We start from the raw sequence: 16,631 nt of genomic DNA on the forward strand, positions 1-16,631 counted from the left end.
GCGAACCCCGGACGGGGGGGACGTCCGGGGTTCTCGGTACTGCATCCTTCACGGCCGCAGCCGTGCGTATCGCGTGCTTACTTGGGCGCCAGGGTCAGGATCCACTTCACCAGTTTCTTGGCGTCGGCTTCCTTGATGGCGACCTTGTTGGGAGGCATGGCCAGACCGCTGACCTTGTCCTTCCAGTGGCTGCCGTAGGGGTTGGAACCCTCGAGCACCACACGGGTCAGGAAAGTGTCGGCACCCGGCTTGCCCTTGTAGGCCTTGGCCACGTCCTGCCAGGCCGGGCCGATCGGGGCCATGCCGTTCGGGCCGGGCGTGCCGGACTCGATGGCGTGACAGGTCAGGCAGCCGCTCTTGCTGGCCAGCGCCTTCATGTCCTCATCCACCGCGGCGTTGGCTGCCGTGGCGACCAGGGCCAGGCCCGCCAGCAGCGCCGTCTTGCGTAAGGCGTTCATCTTGTTTCTCCTTGGCTAAAAAAAGTCTCCACGCCACCCGTTCGGTAGCCTGAAAACGTCGCCCGCATCCGCCCTTTGGCAGAACGCAGGCGGAATCCCGGAATGATTTCGGGAAACATGGGCCTCAAGCCTGCACCAGAGGCAGACTGAGGCGAATCTGCAGACCGCCGCCCGGCGCATCGGTGAGCCAGCACTTTCCGCCGGCCATCTCGGCGCGCTCGCGCATTCCGAGCAAGCCGCCGCGGGAACGCGGCACCACCTCTTCGGCCTTGCCGACACCATTGTCGGCGACAGTCAATTCCAGCACCTGTCCCTTGGTCTGCAAGGACAGGCGCACACGGCTCGCCACGCTGTGACGCAGCACATTGGTCAGGGCTTCCTGCAGCGTACGATAAAGCGCGAGGCCGGCATGGGGCTCCAGCGGCGGCAGGGACGGCGGAAACTCGGCCTCGATGCCGATCTCCGGCACCCGGCCACGCCAGCCGCGGACGAGATCATTGAGGGCGTCCACCATCTGCAGCCCTTCGAGGCCATGGGGGCGCAGCTGGGACAACAGGTTCCGCACCTGGGCCAGCATTCCGTTGGTCTGGCTGCGGATGTCACCGGCGATGGCCGCCAGCTGCCCGGCCTCGGCACGGCCGGCCTGGCGCTCGATGTAAGCCGCCGAAACATTGACGGCGGTCAGCGCCTGCCCCAGTTCGTCGTGGAGTTCCCGGGCCAGCTCCCGGCGCTCGCTCTCCTGCAGCTCCAGCAGCTGGCGGGCGAGCAGCTGACGCGCCGCCCGCGACTCGGCCAGTTCGCCGGACAGGGTTTCGATGGCCTGGGCGATGCTGGCGAACTCCTTCAACTGGAAGGGAGGCAGGCGCACCTGTTCTTCTCCGCGTCCGAGGCGGGCCAGGCCCTGTTCGAGCAAGCGGACCGGCTTCAACGCCCGATGGGCTGCCACCCATGCCACAGCCGCCATGCCCAGACAGAACACCACCAGCGTTGCCAGGTTGCGCACGCCGTCGCGCAGCACTTCGTGGATTTCGGCACGGGGATCGGCGCGGATCACCAGCACCTCGTCGCCGAGCGGAATACGGCGCTCATGGGCAACGCGCCCGTCGAGCAGATAATCGGCAAGGGTCGCCAACAGGCCCGCTGGAGCAGGCGCGGCGGCCCCTTGCTCCAAATTGGAGCGCTCCACGGACACCGCAACGTGTCGCAACTGACCACCTGCCAGCAATTCACGCAGTTCGCTCGCCCGGCGCCCCGGCGCGGTCCCGACCGCCAGGATCACGTCGGCCAGGCGGGTCGAGGCTTCCATTTCCTCGGCCACGTCCTGCTGCAGGGCCAGCCCGACCCATGCCACCGCCGCGACCGACAAGGCCAGCGCAAAGCCCAGCACGTACCCGAAAAGTCTCCAGCGCAAATCCATTTGCGTCTCCTTATATTCCCTTTGGGGTAGGAAACAGCAAGGCATGTGCCAGTTGCAGCCGGTAACACCCGCCGCCACACGGATAGAGGGGATCGGCGATAATCGGCAGCCTTTCCGATCCGTTTGCCATAGCCTTGACCCGCCCCTCCATCCGTCCTGCTCGGCGTGGCGACCTGGACGCCATCCTGCAGATCCAGGCCCGCTGCTACACCGCCATCGTCCCCGAATCGCCGGGCTCGATGGGCGCCAAGCTGGCCGCCGCGCCCGACAGTTGTTTCATCGCCGGCCGGGCCGATGGCACACCGGTCGCCTACCTTCTGGCCTTGCCCTGGCGCTTCGACGACCCGCCGCATCTGGACGCCCAAACCTGCCAGTTACCAGCAGATGCCGACACGCTCTATCTGCATGATCTCGCCGTGACCCCCGAAGCGCGCGGCAGCGGTGCCGCCGACGCCCTCGTCGACGCCTTCATGGCGGCCCTGGCCGCCAGCCGCCTCAGGCGCGCCAGCCTGATCGCCATTCAGGGCTCGACCGGCTGGTGGGCGCGTCACGGTTTCGAAGCGGTGACGGCCACACCGGCGCTGGCTGAACGCCTGGCTGGCTATGGCCCCGACGCCCGTTACATGCGCCTGCAGCAGCCCGGCGGCATCCAGCTCCCATACTAGATCTCCCCCGAAGCCCATGCGCGCCTTCCTCGGCCTTGCCCTGCTCGTCCTCGCCGGCTGTACCACCGTTGTCGCCAAGGTCCAGCTCGACCACGAACTGGGCCGCCCCGACCCGGCCCGCTACGACGCTCCCACCGTGCCCGTCGCGCCGACCCCCGACTACTGGCAGCAGGTCCGTCCGATCCTGGACCGCCGCTGCGTGACCTGCCACGCCTGCTACGACTCGCCCTGCCAGCTCAAGCTGACCCGCTACGACGGCATCACCCGCGGCGCCAACCCGGACCCGGTCTATGCCAATGCCCGCCTGCGGGCCGCCAGCCCGACCCGCCTCGGCTTCGACGCCCACAGCACCGTGGAATGGCGCGACAAAGGCTTCCACCCGATTCTCAACGAACGGGCCGCCACACCGGCCGCCAACCGCGAGGCCAGCGTGCTGTACCGCCTCCTGGCCCTCAAGCAGCAGAACCCCGGCCCCAGTTCGGGCCAGCTGCCGGACGAGCGCTTCGACTTCTCCCTCGACCGCAGCCAGAGCTGCCCCAAGGTCGAGAGCATGGACAGCTTCGTCGCCGAGCATCCCGAATGGGGCATGCCCTACGGCCTGCCGGCGCTCAGCCAGAAGGACCACGACATCCTCGCCCACTGGATCGAAGCCGGCGCGCCCTACACGCCACGCCCAGCGCCGCTGCCGGCGGTGCAGGCCCGCGTCGCCGAATGGGAACGCCTGCTCAACGGCAACACGCTGCGCGACCGGCTCGCCGCCCGCTACATCTATGAACACTGGTACGTGGGCCAGCTGTATTTCGACGAACAGCCGGACTACCGCTTCGAGCTGGTTCGCAGCCGCAGCGCCCCCGGCCAGCCCATCGACGTGATCGCCACCCGCCGCCCCTATGACGCGCCGGGCGTCGAGCGCGTGTATTACCGCCTGCGTCCGCTGGAGGAGACGCTGGTCGCCAAGACCCACATGCCGCTGGCCCTCGACCCGGCCCGGCTGGCCCGCCTGCGGAAGTGGTTTTTCGATGCGCCGATCGCGGTGGCCAGACTGCCCGACTATTCGCCAAAGACGGCCACCAATCCCTTCGCCGCCTTCCGGGCGCTGCCAGTGGACGCCCGCTACCGCTTCATGCTCGACGATGCCCAGTTCACGCTGATGGGCTTCATGAAAGGCCCGGTGTGTCGCGGCCAGGTGGCCCTCAATGTCATCACCGACCACTTCTGGGTGCTCTTCTATTCGCCGGAAAGCGAAGCAAATCACCAGGTCCAGGGCCTCCTCGACGCCACCCAGCCCAACCTGCGCCTGCCTGCCGAGGACGACAGCAGCACCGGCATACTGGCCTGGCGCCGCTACGCCCAGGCCGAAAAGGCCTACCTGCGCACCAAGGCCGACGTCATGGCGCGCGGCGCGCGCATCCAACCCCCGCAGATCGGCGAATTGTGGGACGGCGAGGGCCGCAACCCTACCGCCGGCCTGACCGTCTTCCGCCAGTTCGACAGCGCCTCGGTGGTCCGCGGCCTCGTCGGCGAGCGGCCGCAGACCGCGATGCTGCTCGGCTACCCGTTGCTCGAGCGGATGCACTACCTGCTGGTTGCCGGCTTCGACGTCTATGGCAATACCGGCCACCAGCTGGCCACCCGCCTCTACATGGATTTCCTGCGCATGGAGGGGGAAGAGAACTTCCTGACGCTGCTGCCCCTGAAGGACCGCCAGAAAGTGCTCGACCGCTGGTACCGCGGCAATCCCGAGCACATCCGGGATTTCGCCGACGCCGCCACCTACTACCCGGGCGAGACCGGCGTGCGCTACCGCAGCGGGGACACCCTCGGCGAGCTGTACCGCAACGTCGCCCAATACCTGCGCCCGGTACGGGAGAAGCCGCTCGACCTGGCGGGGAACGGCTTCACCGCCGAGCAGCTTGCCCAGCTGCGCGCCCTCGGCAAGGTGGCCGGCCAGCCCGCGTCCCGGCTGCCCGAACACAGCCTGCTGGTCCTGACCAACCCGGATGGCGCCATCCACGTGGTGTCGGTGCTGCGCAACAGCGCCCACAGCAACGTCGCCGAACTGTTCCGCGAAGACACCCGCCGCCTGCCCGACGAAGACACGCTGAGCGTCCTCGACGGCATCGTCGGCGCCTACCCCAACACAATCTTCCAGCTCGACGCCGACGAGTTGCCGCGCTTCGTGCGCGCGGTGCAGACCCTCGCCAGCGATGACGACGTGCAGCACCTCACCCAGCGCTTCGCGGTCCGCCGCACCGATTCGCGTTTCTGGTCGGTCAGCGACGCGATCCATGCCCACTGGCGCCAGGTCGCCCCGCGCGAAGCCGCGATCCTCGACTACAGCCGGCTCGAGAACCGTTGATCCCGGTCCGTCCATTCATTACAATAATGAGAACTATTATCAAATAGCCAGCCACCGAGGCATGTTCCTAGGCAGCCAGCAAGCGACCCGTGCCCAGGAGCCTCCATGCATCGCCACCCCGCCGCGACCGCGGCTTTCGTCCGTTCTCCCCTCGCCTGCGCCCTTCTCGCGCTGTTCACCCTGCCGGCCAGTGCCGCCGAAGACGTCACCCTGGCGCCCGTCAAGGTCGCCGCCCAGACCGATCAGGAGCCGCCATCCGAACGCAGCGGCGCCTACACGGTGCGCCGCAGCCGCTCGGCCACCGGCCTGAACCTGTCCCTGCGCGAGACCCCGCAGACCGTGTCGGTGATCACCCGCGCGCAGATGGACGACTTCCAGCTCAACAGCGTCAATGACGCCCTGTCCGCATCGTCCGGCGTGATGGTCGAGAAGATCGAGACCAGCCGCACCTATTACACCGCCCGCGGCTTCGACATCACCAGCTTCCAGGCCGACGGCGTCGGCATGCCCTTCATCTACGGCAACATCTATGGCGACATGGACGCCGCCATCTACGACCGCGTCGAAGCGGTTTACGGCGCCAATGGCCTGATGACCTCCACCGGCTACCCGGCCGCCACCATCAACTTCGTGCGCAAGCGCCCGACGGTGGACCTGCAGGCCAGCGTGAAAGGCACGCTCGGTTCGTGGAACACCTATCGGCTGGACGCCGACGTGTCCCGCGCGCTGGTGGAATCCGGCGCGATCCGCGGACGCCTGGTGGTCGCCCGCGAGGACGGCGACTCTTACCTGGACCGCTACGGCCTGGCCAAGACGGTCTTCTATGGCGTCGTCGAGGCCGACCTCGGCCCGGCCACCCAACTGACCATCGGCCACAACGAACAGGCCAACAAGGCCCGCAGCCCGATCTGGGGCGCACTGCCGATGTTCTACACCGACGGCACGCAAACCAACTACAGCCGCTCCACCAGCCCCGCCGCCGACTGGGCCTACTGGGACACCACCTACAAGACCACCTTTACTGAACTCACCCACGAGTTCGACAACCGCTGGCAGGCCCGGGCGGTGCTGACCCGCAACGACAACAGCAACGACAGCGCCCTGCTCTACGTCTATGGCCGCCCCGACAAGACCACCGGCCTTGGCGTGCTCGCCTACCCGGCGCGCTACAACGCCAGCAATCAGCAGACCCAAGCCGACGTGCAGCTCAGCGGCCCGTTCCGCCTATGGGGGCAGGAACACGAGCTGACCTTCGGCGCCAACTGGTCCAAGTCCGAACTCAACGACGCCACCCACTATGGGCGCGGCATCGGCACAGCCCTGCCGGCCCTCGACAACTGGGACGGCAGCTACCCGATGCCGCTCTTCGACGCGTCGGTGGACGGCAGCGCCTTCACTTACCGCCAGCGCAGCGTCTTTGCCGCCACCCGCATCACCCCCACCGACGGCCTCAAGCTGATCGGCGGCGCCCGCGCCACCCGTGCCGACAGTGACGGCATCTCCTACGGCACGGCCCGTAACAGCAAATCCAGCGACGTGACGCCGTACTTCGGCGTGGTGTACGACCTCAGCCCCAACCTGTCCGCCTACGCCAGCCACGCCGACATCTTTACGCCCCAGTACCAGCTGAACGCCAGCGGCAACGTGCTGAAACCGGTGGAAGGCCGCAGCAGCGAAGTCGGCCTGAAGGGTGAGTTCTTCCAGCGCCGCCTCAACGCCTCCCTGGCCTTCTTCCGCACCGTACAGGACAACCTTGCCGAAGTCGCCGGCTACAACGGCACCAAGGCCTACTACGGGGGCATCAACGCCCGCTCGCGGGGCTTCCAGTTCGACATGGCCGGGCAACTCACCCCGCGCCTCGAAGCCAACCTCGGCTACACCCAGCTGTCGCTGCACGGCGACGACGGCGAGGACGTGCGCACCTACACGCCGCGCCGCCTGCTGCGCCTGGCCGCCACCTACCGGCTGCCGTTCATCGAAAAGCTGAAGATCGGTGCCAACCTCAACCACCAGGGCGACGTGTACGCCATAGCCGGCAGCGACGAGCTGCGCCAGAAGGCCTACACGCTGATCGGCCTGACCGCCCGCTACGACATCAGCAAGCAGCTCAGCGTCAGCGCCACGCTGCGCAACCTGACCGACGAGAAATACCTGAGCAGCCTTTACTGGGGAAGCTACGGCCAGGGCTATTACGGAGCCCCACGCAACGGCAGCATCGCGCTGGCCTGGACCTACTGAGGGTCACACCATGCGCCCCTTGCTGGTTCGCCTGCACCGCTGGTTCGGTCTGGCCGCCGCCGTGTTCCTGTTCATCGCGGGCCTGACCGGCGCGGTGATCTCCTGGGACCACGAGCTGGACGAATGGCTGAATCCCCACCTCTTCCGCGCCACCACACCGGGGCAGCTGCTACCGGCCACGGAACTGGCGGCACGCCTGGAGGCCGCCGATCCGCGCCTGCGGGTGCGCTACCTGCCGCTGTCGGTGGAGCCGGGGCACAGCTTGGGCGTATTCGTCGAGCCGCGCATCGACCCGGCCAGCGGCAAGCCCTTCGCGCTCGGCTTCAACCAGGTCGCCCTCGACCCGGTCAGCGGCGCCGTGCTCGGCCAGCGGGAATGGGGAGCGCTGTCGCTGCAGCGGGAGAATGTGCTGCCCTTTCTCTACAAGCTGCACTACAGCATGCACATCCCTGATGGCTTCGGACTCCAGCTCGGGGTGCTGCTGATGGGCATCCTGGCGCTGGCCTGGGTGCTCGACTGCGTAATCGCGCTGGTGCTGTCCTTCCCGTCGCGGGCCGCCTGGCGCCGCTCCTTCGCCTTCCGCTGGAAGGCCGGCGGCTACCGGCTCAACTTCGACCTGCACCGCTCGGGCGGTGTGTGGCTCTTTCCGCTGCTGCTGACCCTCGCCGTCACCTCGGTGGCCATGAACCTGCGCGAGGAGGTCGTGCGCCCGCTGGTGGCCCGGCTCTCTTCCCTGTCGCCGTCGCCCTTCGCCGACCGCACTCCGGCGCCGCCGAACCAGCCGGTCGAACCCCTGCTGGGCTTCGAGGACGCCGTCCGGCTCGCCAACACCGAAGCCGCCCGGCGGGGCTGGCAGGTGCCGGCTGGCGGCGTCATGCTGTCGTCGCCCTTCGGCGTCTATGGCGTGGGGTTCTTCGAGGTCGGCAACGGTCACGGTGACGGCGGGCTCGGCAACCCCTGGCTGTACTTCGACGCCCGCGACGGCGCGCTGCTCGGCAGCAGCATTCCCGGCGAAGGCAGTGCCGGGGACATCTTCCTGCAGGCCATGTTCCCACTCCATTCGGGCCGCATCGCCGGGCTGCCCGGACGCATCCTGATATCCCTGTGCGGGCTGGCCGTGGCAATGCTAAGCGTCACCGGGGTGGTGATCTGGGCCCGCAAGCGCCGGGCCCGCAGCCTCAAGGAAAAGTCGGACAAATCGCCGGCATCTACGCAGCGCGCGGCGGCAAGCGCCTGAACGCCCGGAGCAAATAAAAACGCCCCTCACCGAGGGGCGCTGAACACGGCTGAAACCCAGGGCTCAGGGAAGGCAGAGCTTGCCCAGCACCGGCACCGACTGGCCGATGCTGTTGCCAACGATCGTGAGATTGCCGGTGACCTTGGAGTAGGCGCCCTTGTTGTCGCTGCCACTGATCAGGATCTGCTCGCTCACCGCCACCGGGTTCCCCATCTGCCCGGTCGTCGCGTCGAAGGTCGGCTGGATCACAATGACATCGGTGGTGTAGAGCGTGGTCTGGTAGCTGCCCTTGCCGATCGTGATCGCGCTGCGGGCGGTCTGCACGATCTGCCGCGGAACGGCCGGGCTGAAATCGGACGGAATCACCGCCGGGGCCACGGTGCCGACGCCGTTCACGCCGACCAGCGGCTCCGCCGTCACCCCCGCGTAACCGCTAGCCGCCGGCAGGCCGATGATCGACAGCTGAACGGTGAAACAGCTGCCAATGTAAGTGTGGCCGGGAACCTGGGCCGCAATCTGGCAGCTCGCGTCGGGCAACAGCCGGACCGTGCCGGCCACCTGATTGCAGGCGGCACCCGCCGTTCCGGCGACCATGCTGATGGCGAGGGGAACAAGGATCTTGGGGGCAATTCGGCGCATCATGGTAGGGAGACCTCCTGAGTGGATCGAGAACATTTGCATTAGGACAACGTCAACGCATCATGCCTAGCGCAAGTGCCTATTTCACGAATGCCAAACAGATAAGCGTGACGTATTTCACGCTCAAGGGCAGTCCTGTCCCACAAAAGGCGACATGGCCCAGCTTCAGCACGATAAGACGATGGACTTGCAATCACAGCTTGTGCGGTGCAGCATCCACGCCTCAAGTTAGGCCACCCTCCACCGATATGAGTCCACATCGCGACTCGCCGCCCCTGCCATGATCGTTCGCCCCCGCCCGCGCCTGCGGGAACTCTTCTTCATCTGGAAGGGTTCCATCATCCCGCTGATCCTCCCGCAGGTGATCTTCGTCACCGTGGTCGCCGCCATCGTCACGCTGATCGCGGCCCTCACCGGCCCGCGCTTCCCCGATTTCGCAACCGGCCCGTTCACCTTCCTCGGCCTGTCCCTGTCGCTGTTCCTCGGCTTCCGCAACAACGCCTGCTACGACCGCTGGTGGGAAGCCCGCAAGCACTACGGCAATCTGCTGGTGGTGATGCGCAGCCTGGCACGCGACAGCCAGCTACTCGACGGCGATGCCGCCGGCCGGGCCCAGCGTGACGACGTGCTGCGCCTATGCACTGCCTTCGTGAAGGCCTTCACCGCGCGCCTGCGCGACCGGCCGATCGCCGCTGCCGCCCACGCCGAGCTGAGCGCCGACGAGCTCGCCACCGTGAGTGCCAGCCGCAACATACCCGACAGCATCCTGCGCCTCGTCACCGGGCACCTGCTCGACGCCCACCGGCACGGCCGCCTGGACTCGATCACGTACACGGCCCTCGCCGAGCACGTGAACCAGCTCACCGCCATACAGGGGGCCTGCGAGCGCATCCGCTATACCGCGCTGCCTTTCGCCTACACGCTGCTGCTGCACCGCACAGCCCACATCTACTGCGTGCTGCTGCCCATCGGCATGGTGCATTCCCTGGGCTGGGGCACCCCGCTGCTGACCGCGCTGGTGGCCTACACCTTCTTCGGGCTGGACGCCCTCGGCGACGAACTGGAGGAGCCCTTCGGCACCGCCCAGAACGACCTGCCCCTCGACGCCATCACCCGCGTCATCGAGATCGACCTGGGCGAATACCGCGGTCTCGATAAGCTGCCGGAGCCACTGCAGGCGCAGGACTTTGTGCTGATGTAAGACCACGGCAAGGCCTGCCCGCCTTGAGCAGGCTTAAGACGCGCTTAAGATCCCCCGGCGATAATCCGGATCATGCCTCGTGCCGGAGTCCCCATGTCGCCCTCGCATTCAGCCGTCCGCCCCCTGCCCTCCCTGCCTCGTGCGCTCACGGCCAGCCTGCTGGTTTTCCTGCTGTCCAGCCTTCCGTACGACGCGGCGCAGGCCGGCGACGCCAATTTCGTCGCCCTGTCCGCCGCCCAGAGCCAGGCCCTCGGCATCGCCACCCGCAAGGCGGGGAGCAACGGCAATCCGGCCGCAAGCGGGCTGCCGGCCACCGTCAGCATCCCCAACGACCAGGTCCGGGTCATCGCCGCACCGCTGGCAGGCGTCGTCGAAAGCCTGGAAACCGCCCCCGGCCTGACGGTGAAGAAAGGCCAGCTACTGGCCCGCATCGCCAGCCCGCAGGCCCTCGAGTTACAGCGCGACCGCATCCAGGCCGATGCCCAGGCCAGCCTCGCCCGTCAGAGCCTCAACCGGGACGAACAGCTGTTCCGCGAAGGGCTGATCGCCGAATCGCGCCTGCAGGCCAGCCGCGCCAATGCCACCCAGGCCGCCGCCCAGGCCGCCGAGCGCCGCCAGGAGCTGAGCCTGGCCCAGCACAGCGGTGGGCAGACCCTCAGCCTCGTCGCACCGATTGCCGGCAGCGTGCTGGAGCAGCAGGTCAGCGTCGGCCAGCGGGTCGAGCAGTCCGCGCCGCTGTACCGCATCGCCCGCCTCGATCCCCTGTCGGTGGACATCCAGGCCCCCCTCGCCGTGGCCAGCCGGGCCCGCGTCGGCACGCCGCTGCGCATTCCCGGCACCGGCACCAGCGGCGAGCTGGTCGCGGTCGGCCGGGCTGTCGATGCATCCAGCCAGAGCGTGCTGTTGCGCGGCCTGATCACCCACGGCGCGCAGAACCTGCGCCCCGGCCAGGCCGCTGCCGTAGACCTCGATCTGCCGGCCGACGGCGGTAGCGGCGCGGCCCAGGTCCCCGCCACGGCACTGCTGCGCCACCAGGACAAGCAATGGGTATTCATCGTCGCCAGCGACGGCAAGAGCACCGGCTACCGGGCCGTGCCGGTGAGCATCAGCGGCCGGATGGGCGACACGGCGCTGGTCGGCGGCCTGCCCGCCGACGCCACGGTGGTCACCACCGGCGTCGCGGCGCTGAAGGCCAACTGGCTGGGCATCGGGAAAGAATAAGACCATGCTGTCCCGCCTCATCGAGTTCTCGCTCACCCAGCGCCTGCTGGTGCTGGTCGCCACGCTGCTGTTGATCGGCGCCGGCGTGCAGGCCTGGAACGGTCTGCCCATCGACGCCTTCCCCGACGTATCGACGACCCAGGTCAAGCTGATCATCAAGGCCCCCGGGATGACGCCGGAAGAGGTCGAGACGCGCATCACCGTGCCCATCGAGCAGGAAATGCTGGGCATTCCGCACCAGCGCATCCTGCGCTCCACATCCAAATACGCGCTGGCCGACGTGACCCTCGACTTCGAGGACGGCACCGACATCTACTGGGCCCGCCAGCAGGTCGGCGAGCGCCTGGCCGGCGTGATGGGCAACCTGCCGCCGGGCGCCGGCGGCGGCCTCGCACCGATCACCACGCCCCTCGGCGAGATGTTCATGTTCACCATTGAGGGGCCGCTGTCCCTTGAAGAGAAGCGCACCCTGCTCGACTGGACGATCCGCCCGGCGCTGCGCACGGTGCCCGGCGTGGCCGACGTGAACAGCCTCGGCGGCGAGGCGCGCAGCTTCGAGATCGCCCCCGACCCGGCCGCCCTCGCCGCCCGCGGCCTGACGCTGGCCCAGCTGCAGGCCGCACTGGAGGCCAACAACCGCAACGACGGCGCCGGCCGCCTCAACGAAGGCGAGGAAACCCTGCTGGTGCGCGCCGAGGGCGCCATCCGCAACCTGGACGATGTACGCGCCATCGTGCTGAAGAGCGACGCCGGCAATGTAGTCCGCGTTGGCGACGTGGCCAGCGTGCGCATCGGCGCGCTGACCCGCTATGGCGCCGTCACCCGCAGCGGCGAAGGCGAGGCCGTCGAAGGCCTGGTTCTCGGCCTGCGTGGCGCTAACGCCGGCAAGGTGGTGGACGGCGTCAAGGCACGCCTGGCCGAGCTCGCCCCGCAACTGCCGCCGGGCGTGCAGATCGTGCCCTTCTACGACCGCAGCGAGCTGGTCGGCCGCGCCATCCACACGGTGTCGAAGGCGCTGGTGGAGGCCATCGTGCTGGTCGTCGTGCTGCTGCTGGCCTTCCTCGGCAACCTGCGCGCCGCGCTGGTGGTGGCGCTGATGCTGCCGCTGGCGGCACTGGCCACCTTCATCGCGATGCGCCAGGTCGGCCTGTCGGCCAACCTGATGAGCCTCGGCGGCCTCGCCATCGCCATCGGCATGCTGGTGGATGCCGCCGTGGTGGTGGTCGAGAACATCGAAACCCAGTTCGCCGAAGGCGGCGCCGCGGCCAGCCAGCCGCGGCTGCACCTGGTCTTCCGCGCCACGCGGGAAGTCGCCGCGCCGGTCGCCTCCGGCATCCTCATCATCGTCATCGTGTTCCTGCCGCTGCTGACGCTGGAGGGCCTGGAAGGCAAGCTGTTCGGCCCGGTGGCGATGACCATCGTGTTCGCGCTGTCGGCCTCGCTGCTGCTGTCCCTGACCGTCGTGCCGGTGCTGGCCTCCTACCTGCTGAAGCGCGGCGAGGCCCACGAACCCTGGCTGATCCGCAAGCTGCAGGCAGCCTACGCGCCACTGCTGCAGTACGCGCTGGCCCACGGCAAGCGGGTCGCGGCAGCGGCCGGCGTGTCGCTGCTGGTGGCCGCCGCCGCCTTCGTCAGCCTCGGCAAGACCTTCATGCCGACGATGGACGAAGGCGACATCATCATGCAGCTCGAAAAGCTGCCGTCCATCAGCCTGGCCCAGACCATCGATACCGACCTACGCGTGCAGCAGGCGGTGCTGAAGGCGGTGCCTGAGGTGAAGGCCGTCGTCGCCCGCTCGGGCGCCGACGAGCTGGGCCTCGACCCGATGGGCCTCAACCAGACCGACACCTTCCTCGTCCTCAAGCCCCGCGAGGAATGGCGCAAGGCAGACAAGGACTGGCTGACCGATCAACTGCGCGCCGTGATGGAGAACTTCCCCGGCATTGCGCTGACCTTCACCCAGCCCATCGACATGCGCGTGTCGGAGATGCTCACCGGCGTGCGCGGCGACCTGGCGATCAAGCTCTACGGCCCCGACCTCAACACCCTCAACCACCTCGCCGCGCAGATCGAAGGCGTCGTCAAGGCGGTGCCCGGCGCCGAGGACACCATCACCATCCGCAACGAAGGCGTGCAGTACCTGAAGATCCAGGTGGACCGCCTGGCCGCCGGCCGCTTCGGCCTCAACGTGGAGGACGTGCAAAACACGCTGCGCAGCCTGCTCGAAGGACGCATCGCCGGCACGGTGATCGAATCCACCCGCCGCGTGCCGCTGCTGATCCGCGGCCCGGCCAGCCTGCAGAGCGATCCGGAGGCCTTCGCCGCGCTGCGCATCACCGCGCCGGACGGCCACAGCCTGCCGCTGTCCAGCATCGCCAGGGTCGAGCGGGTGGATGGCCCGGTCAAGGTGGACCGGGAAAACGCCCAGCGCTACGCGGTGATCCAGTCCAACGTGCGCGGGCGCGACCTGGTCGGCTTCGTCGACGAAGCCCGCGCCGCGGTAGCCGCCAAGGTGCCGCTGCCGAACGGCTACCGCCTCGCCTGGGGCGGGCAGTTCGAGAACCAGCAGCGCGCCGCCGCCCGCCTGATCGTGGTGGTGCCGGTCGCCCTCGGGCTGATCTTCGTGCTGCTGTTCTCCACCTTCGGCTCGGTCCGCCAGGCCCTGCTGGTACTGTCGATGGTGCCCTTCGCGATGGTCGGCGGCGTACTTGCGCTGGCGGTTTCGGGCGAGTACATGTCGGTGCCGGCCTCGGTGGGCTTCATCGCACTGCTCGGCATCGCGGTGCTCAACGGCGTCGTGATGGTCAGCTACTTCAACCAACTCCACGCCCGCGGCATGCCCATCGCCGAGGTCGTCGTGGAAGGCGCCAAACGCCGTCTGCGCCCGGTGCTGATGACAGCCAACATCGCCGCCCTCGGCTTGGTGCCGCTGCTGTTTGCCACCGGGCCGGGCTCCGAGGTGCAGCGTCCGCTGGCCGTCGTGGTGATCGGCGGCTTGTTCAGCGCCACCGCCCTGACCCTGCTGCTGCTCCCCGTCCTGTACCGCCGTTTCGGCGTCGCCCCCGTCGCCCCCGAGGTTGCAAGCCAATGATCGTCGATCCCCCGTCCCACGTCGTGCTGACCCTGGTGCTGCCCATCGAGGTGGAGGACGCCTTGCTGGAAACCCTGCTCGAACACCCGACGCTGGCACCGGGCTTCACGTCCCAACGGGTCGAAGGCCTGGGCCAGCGGGTCACCTTCAGCGGCACCGCCGAACATGTGCGCGGCCGCGCTGCCTGCTGCCGGGTCGAACTGGTCGCCCCACTCGGCGATGCCCAGGCCCTACTCGACATCCTGCGCGAACGCTTCGGCACCAACCGGGTGTTCTTCTGGATGATGCCGGTGATGGCCAGCGGGAGACTCGCATGAAGCCACAGGCCTACCCCATGGGAAACAAAGCACTCGTTCTCGAGCGGCAATCGAACCGCATCGGGCGAATGAACTCGCCTCTACGATTCCTGCTGCTGGCGCTGCTCCCCGTCTCCGCCCTCGCCGGCCCGGCCGCCGATGCGCCGGACCTGCCACCGCAGGCCCAGGTGACCAGCGTGCTGCGCGGCAGCCCGATGGTCAGCGCCGCCGGCGCCATGCTGGAAGCCGAGGAAGCGCGCAGCCGGCGCCTCGCCGCCGGCCCCCACGAATGGACGCTGCGCCTCACCGACCAGCAGCGCCGCGTGCGCACAACGCCGACCGAGCGCTTCAACGAATGGGACGTCGGCCTGGAACGCGCACTGCGCCTGCCCGGCAAGGGCGAGCTGGATCGCCAGCTCGGCGCCGCCGGCATCGCCAGCGCCAAGATCGGCCGCGGCGATGCACTGCACGAGGCGAGCCGCGCGTTGCTGACCGCATGGTTCGACTGGTTGCGCGAGCAGGCCGGCACAGAACAATGGCGCAAGCAGCGCGACGTACTGGCCCGCCAGGCCAGCGTGGTGAAACGCCGTGTCGAGCTGGGCGACGCCCCGCGCCTGGAAAGACTGCAGGCCGATGCCGCGCAGGCCCAGGCCGAAGCCCAGCTGGCCCAGGCCGAAGGCCGTGCCCAGGTGGCCGCCGAAAGCCTGCGCCGCCTCTACCCCGCGCTGAACCTGCCCGACAGCGTGCCCGAAGTGCCGCCGGAGACCGTCGGCCAGGACGCCGCCAAGTGGATCACCGCGATCCTCGAACACAACCATGAGCTGGGCGTCGCCCGCTCGGAAAGCCTGCGTGCCCGTATCAGCGCGAGCCGGGCCGAAGCCGAACGGCGCCCGGACCCCAGCGTCGGCGTGCGCGTGGCCCGCGAGCGTGACGGCGAAGAACGCCTGATCGGCCTGACCCTCAACCTGCCGCTGCCCGGTGAAGGCCGCCGCGCCGACGCCGACGCCGCCGTCGCCACCGCCCAGGCCAGCGCCCACCGGGAAGCCGGCATCCAGCGCCGCATCGAAGCCGAAGCTGCGGCCCTGTACCGCCGCGCGACCGCCGCGCGGACCGGCTGGCTGAGCCAGCAGGCCGCCGCCGAGGCGCTGTCGCGCAGCGCCGACCTCAGCGAACGGGCCTGGCAGCTCGGCGAGGGCAGCCTGTCGGACACCCTCAACGCCCGCCGCCTGGCCCACGAGGCGCGCCTGGCCGCCAGCCTGGCCCGCCTCGACGCCAGCGAAGCCCGCTACCGCCTGCTCCTCGACGCCCACCAGCTGTGGGCGCTGGACATGGACGACGACGAGCACGGCGAACACGATCACCCCTGAGCGGGCATGCCCGGCGAGTGCAGCCCGATGCGGTTGCCCTCGCTGTCGGCGAACATCGCGATGTAGCCGATCTCCGGGCTGATCTGGGTCTTCGGCAGCAATACCTGCCCACCGGCCTCCACCGCACGGGCCAGCGGCACCGCGAGGTCGTCGCCGCCATCCAGATAGATCAGAATGCCCTGCTCGCCGGGCCGGGCCTGCGGCGCGGCCAGCAAAGCCCCGCCGGTCGCCGGCTCGACGTACGGGAAGACGGCCATCTGCATGCCGTGCATCGCCTCACGGCGCAGGCTGACCGCAAAGGTCGCCTCGTAGAAACGGACCGCCCGTTCCAGGTCGGCGACGGGGATTTCAAACCAGTTGATCAGGGTCTTGGCCATGCTGTGCTCCTTCATGCGGATTGATTGGAGCCGCCATTCTGACCACCTGCTCCTGACAGCCTTCC

The 16,631-nt window shown here is 68.7% G+C and carries 13 protein-coding genes; 9 read left to right on the forward strand and 4 right to left on the reverse strand.

Annotation, left to right across the window (positions count from 1 at the left end; all coding sequences use genetic code 11):
* Positions 1–77: 77 nt before the first annotated feature.
* Together AC3QL2_RS02675 and AC3QL2_RS02680 are read right to left on the reverse strand one after the other, a co-directional pair.
* The gene (locus tag AC3QL2_RS02675) at positions 78–458 is read right to left on the reverse strand and encodes a c-type cytochrome (protein WP_079435902.1); all 381 of its coding nucleotides are present in this window, start codon (positions 456–458) and stop codon (positions 78–80) included.
* A gap of 124 nt (positions 459–582) precedes the next feature.
* A complete protein-coding gene (locus AC3QL2_RS02680) occupies positions 583–1,875 on the reverse strand; it encodes a histidine kinase (protein ID WP_493233776.1) in 1,293 nt (430 codons plus the stop codon).
* Positions 1,876–2,009: 134 nt separating this feature from the next.
* Between AC3QL2_RS02680 and AC3QL2_RS02685 the strand changes: the two genes are divergently transcribed.
* The 4 genes from AC3QL2_RS02685 to AC3QL2_RS02700 all read left to right on the forward strand — a co-directional run bounded on the left by AC3QL2_RS02685 (position 2,010) and on the right by AC3QL2_RS02700 (position 8,374).
* Positions 2,010–2,540: a GNAT family N-acetyltransferase gene (locus AC3QL2_RS02685; protein WP_493233778.1), complete on the forward strand. Its 531-nt coding sequence runs from the start codon at positions 2,010–2,012 to the stop codon at positions 2,538–2,540.
* Positions 2,541–2,556: 16 nt separating this feature from the next.
* Positions 2,557–4,899: a fatty acid cis/trans isomerase gene (locus AC3QL2_RS02690; protein ID WP_493233780.1), complete on the forward strand. Its 2,343-nt coding sequence runs from the start codon at positions 2,557–2,559 to the stop codon at positions 4,897–4,899.
* Between the two features lie 105 nt (positions 4,900–5,004).
* Entirely contained in the window at positions 5,005–7,137 is a 2,133-nt protein-coding gene (locus tag AC3QL2_RS02695; protein ID WP_493233782.1) for a TonB-dependent siderophore receptor, read from the forward strand.
* 10 nt (positions 7,138–7,147) lie between these two features.
* Positions 7,148–8,374: a PepSY-associated TM helix domain-containing protein gene (locus AC3QL2_RS02700; RefSeq protein ID WP_493233783.1), complete on the forward strand. Its 1,227-nt coding sequence runs from the start codon at positions 7,148–7,150 to the stop codon at positions 8,372–8,374.
* Positions 8,375–8,437: 63 nt separating this feature from the next.
* On the opposite strand, the gene AC3QL2_RS02705 is transcribed toward AC3QL2_RS02700, so the two are convergent.
* The gene (locus tag AC3QL2_RS02705) at positions 8,438–9,016 is read right to left on the reverse strand and encodes a hypothetical protein (RefSeq protein ID WP_493233785.1); all 579 of its coding nucleotides are present in this window, start codon (positions 9,014–9,016) and stop codon (positions 8,438–8,440) included.
* A gap of 277 nt (positions 9,017–9,293) precedes the next feature.
* Between AC3QL2_RS02705 and AC3QL2_RS02710 the strand changes: the two genes are divergently transcribed.
* The 5 genes from AC3QL2_RS02710 (at position 9,294) to AC3QL2_RS02730 (ending at position 16,189) form a co-directional block, all read left to right on the forward strand.
* The gene (locus tag AC3QL2_RS02710; protein ID WP_493233786.1) at positions 9,294–10,214 is read left to right on the forward strand and encodes a bestrophin family protein; all 921 of its coding nucleotides are present in this window, start codon (positions 9,294–9,296) and stop codon (positions 10,212–10,214) included.
* A 93-nt stretch (positions 10,215–10,307) separates the two neighbouring features.
* Positions 10,308–11,435 (forward strand): efflux RND transporter periplasmic adaptor subunit, encoded by a 1,128-nt coding sequence (locus AC3QL2_RS02715; RefSeq protein WP_493233788.1) that lies wholly within the window; start codon positions 10,308–10,310, stop codon positions 11,433–11,435.
* A 4-nt stretch (positions 11,436–11,439) separates the two neighbouring features.
* Positions 11,440–14,526, forward strand: coding sequence for an efflux RND transporter permease subunit (locus AC3QL2_RS02720; protein ID WP_493233790.1), 3,087 nt, complete (start codon positions 11,440–11,442; stop codon positions 14,524–14,526).
* Complete coding sequence (locus AC3QL2_RS02725) at positions 14,523–14,843, forward strand: DUF3240 family protein (protein ID WP_493233791.1); 321 nt, start codon at positions 14,523–14,525, stop codon at positions 14,841–14,843. Before AC3QL2_RS02720 ends, AC3QL2_RS02725 begins: the two co-directional genes overlap by 4 nt.
* A gap of 68 nt (positions 14,844–14,911) precedes the next feature.
* Positions 14,912–16,189, forward strand: coding sequence for a TolC family protein (locus AC3QL2_RS02730; RefSeq protein ID WP_493233792.1), 1,278 nt, complete (start codon positions 14,912–14,914; stop codon positions 16,187–16,189).
* Here the strand turns inward: AC3QL2_RS02730 and AC3QL2_RS02735 are convergent.
* On the reverse strand, positions 16,180–16,566 hold the full coding sequence (locus AC3QL2_RS02735; protein ID WP_493233794.1) for a VOC family protein: 387 nt from the start codon (positions 16,564–16,566) through the stop codon (positions 16,180–16,182). The genes AC3QL2_RS02730 and AC3QL2_RS02735 overlap by 10 nt on opposite strands.
* Between the last annotated feature and the right edge of the window lie 65 nt (positions 16,567–16,631).

This window comes from Zoogloea sp. GW822-FHT05C07 (genome assembly GCF_058800215.1).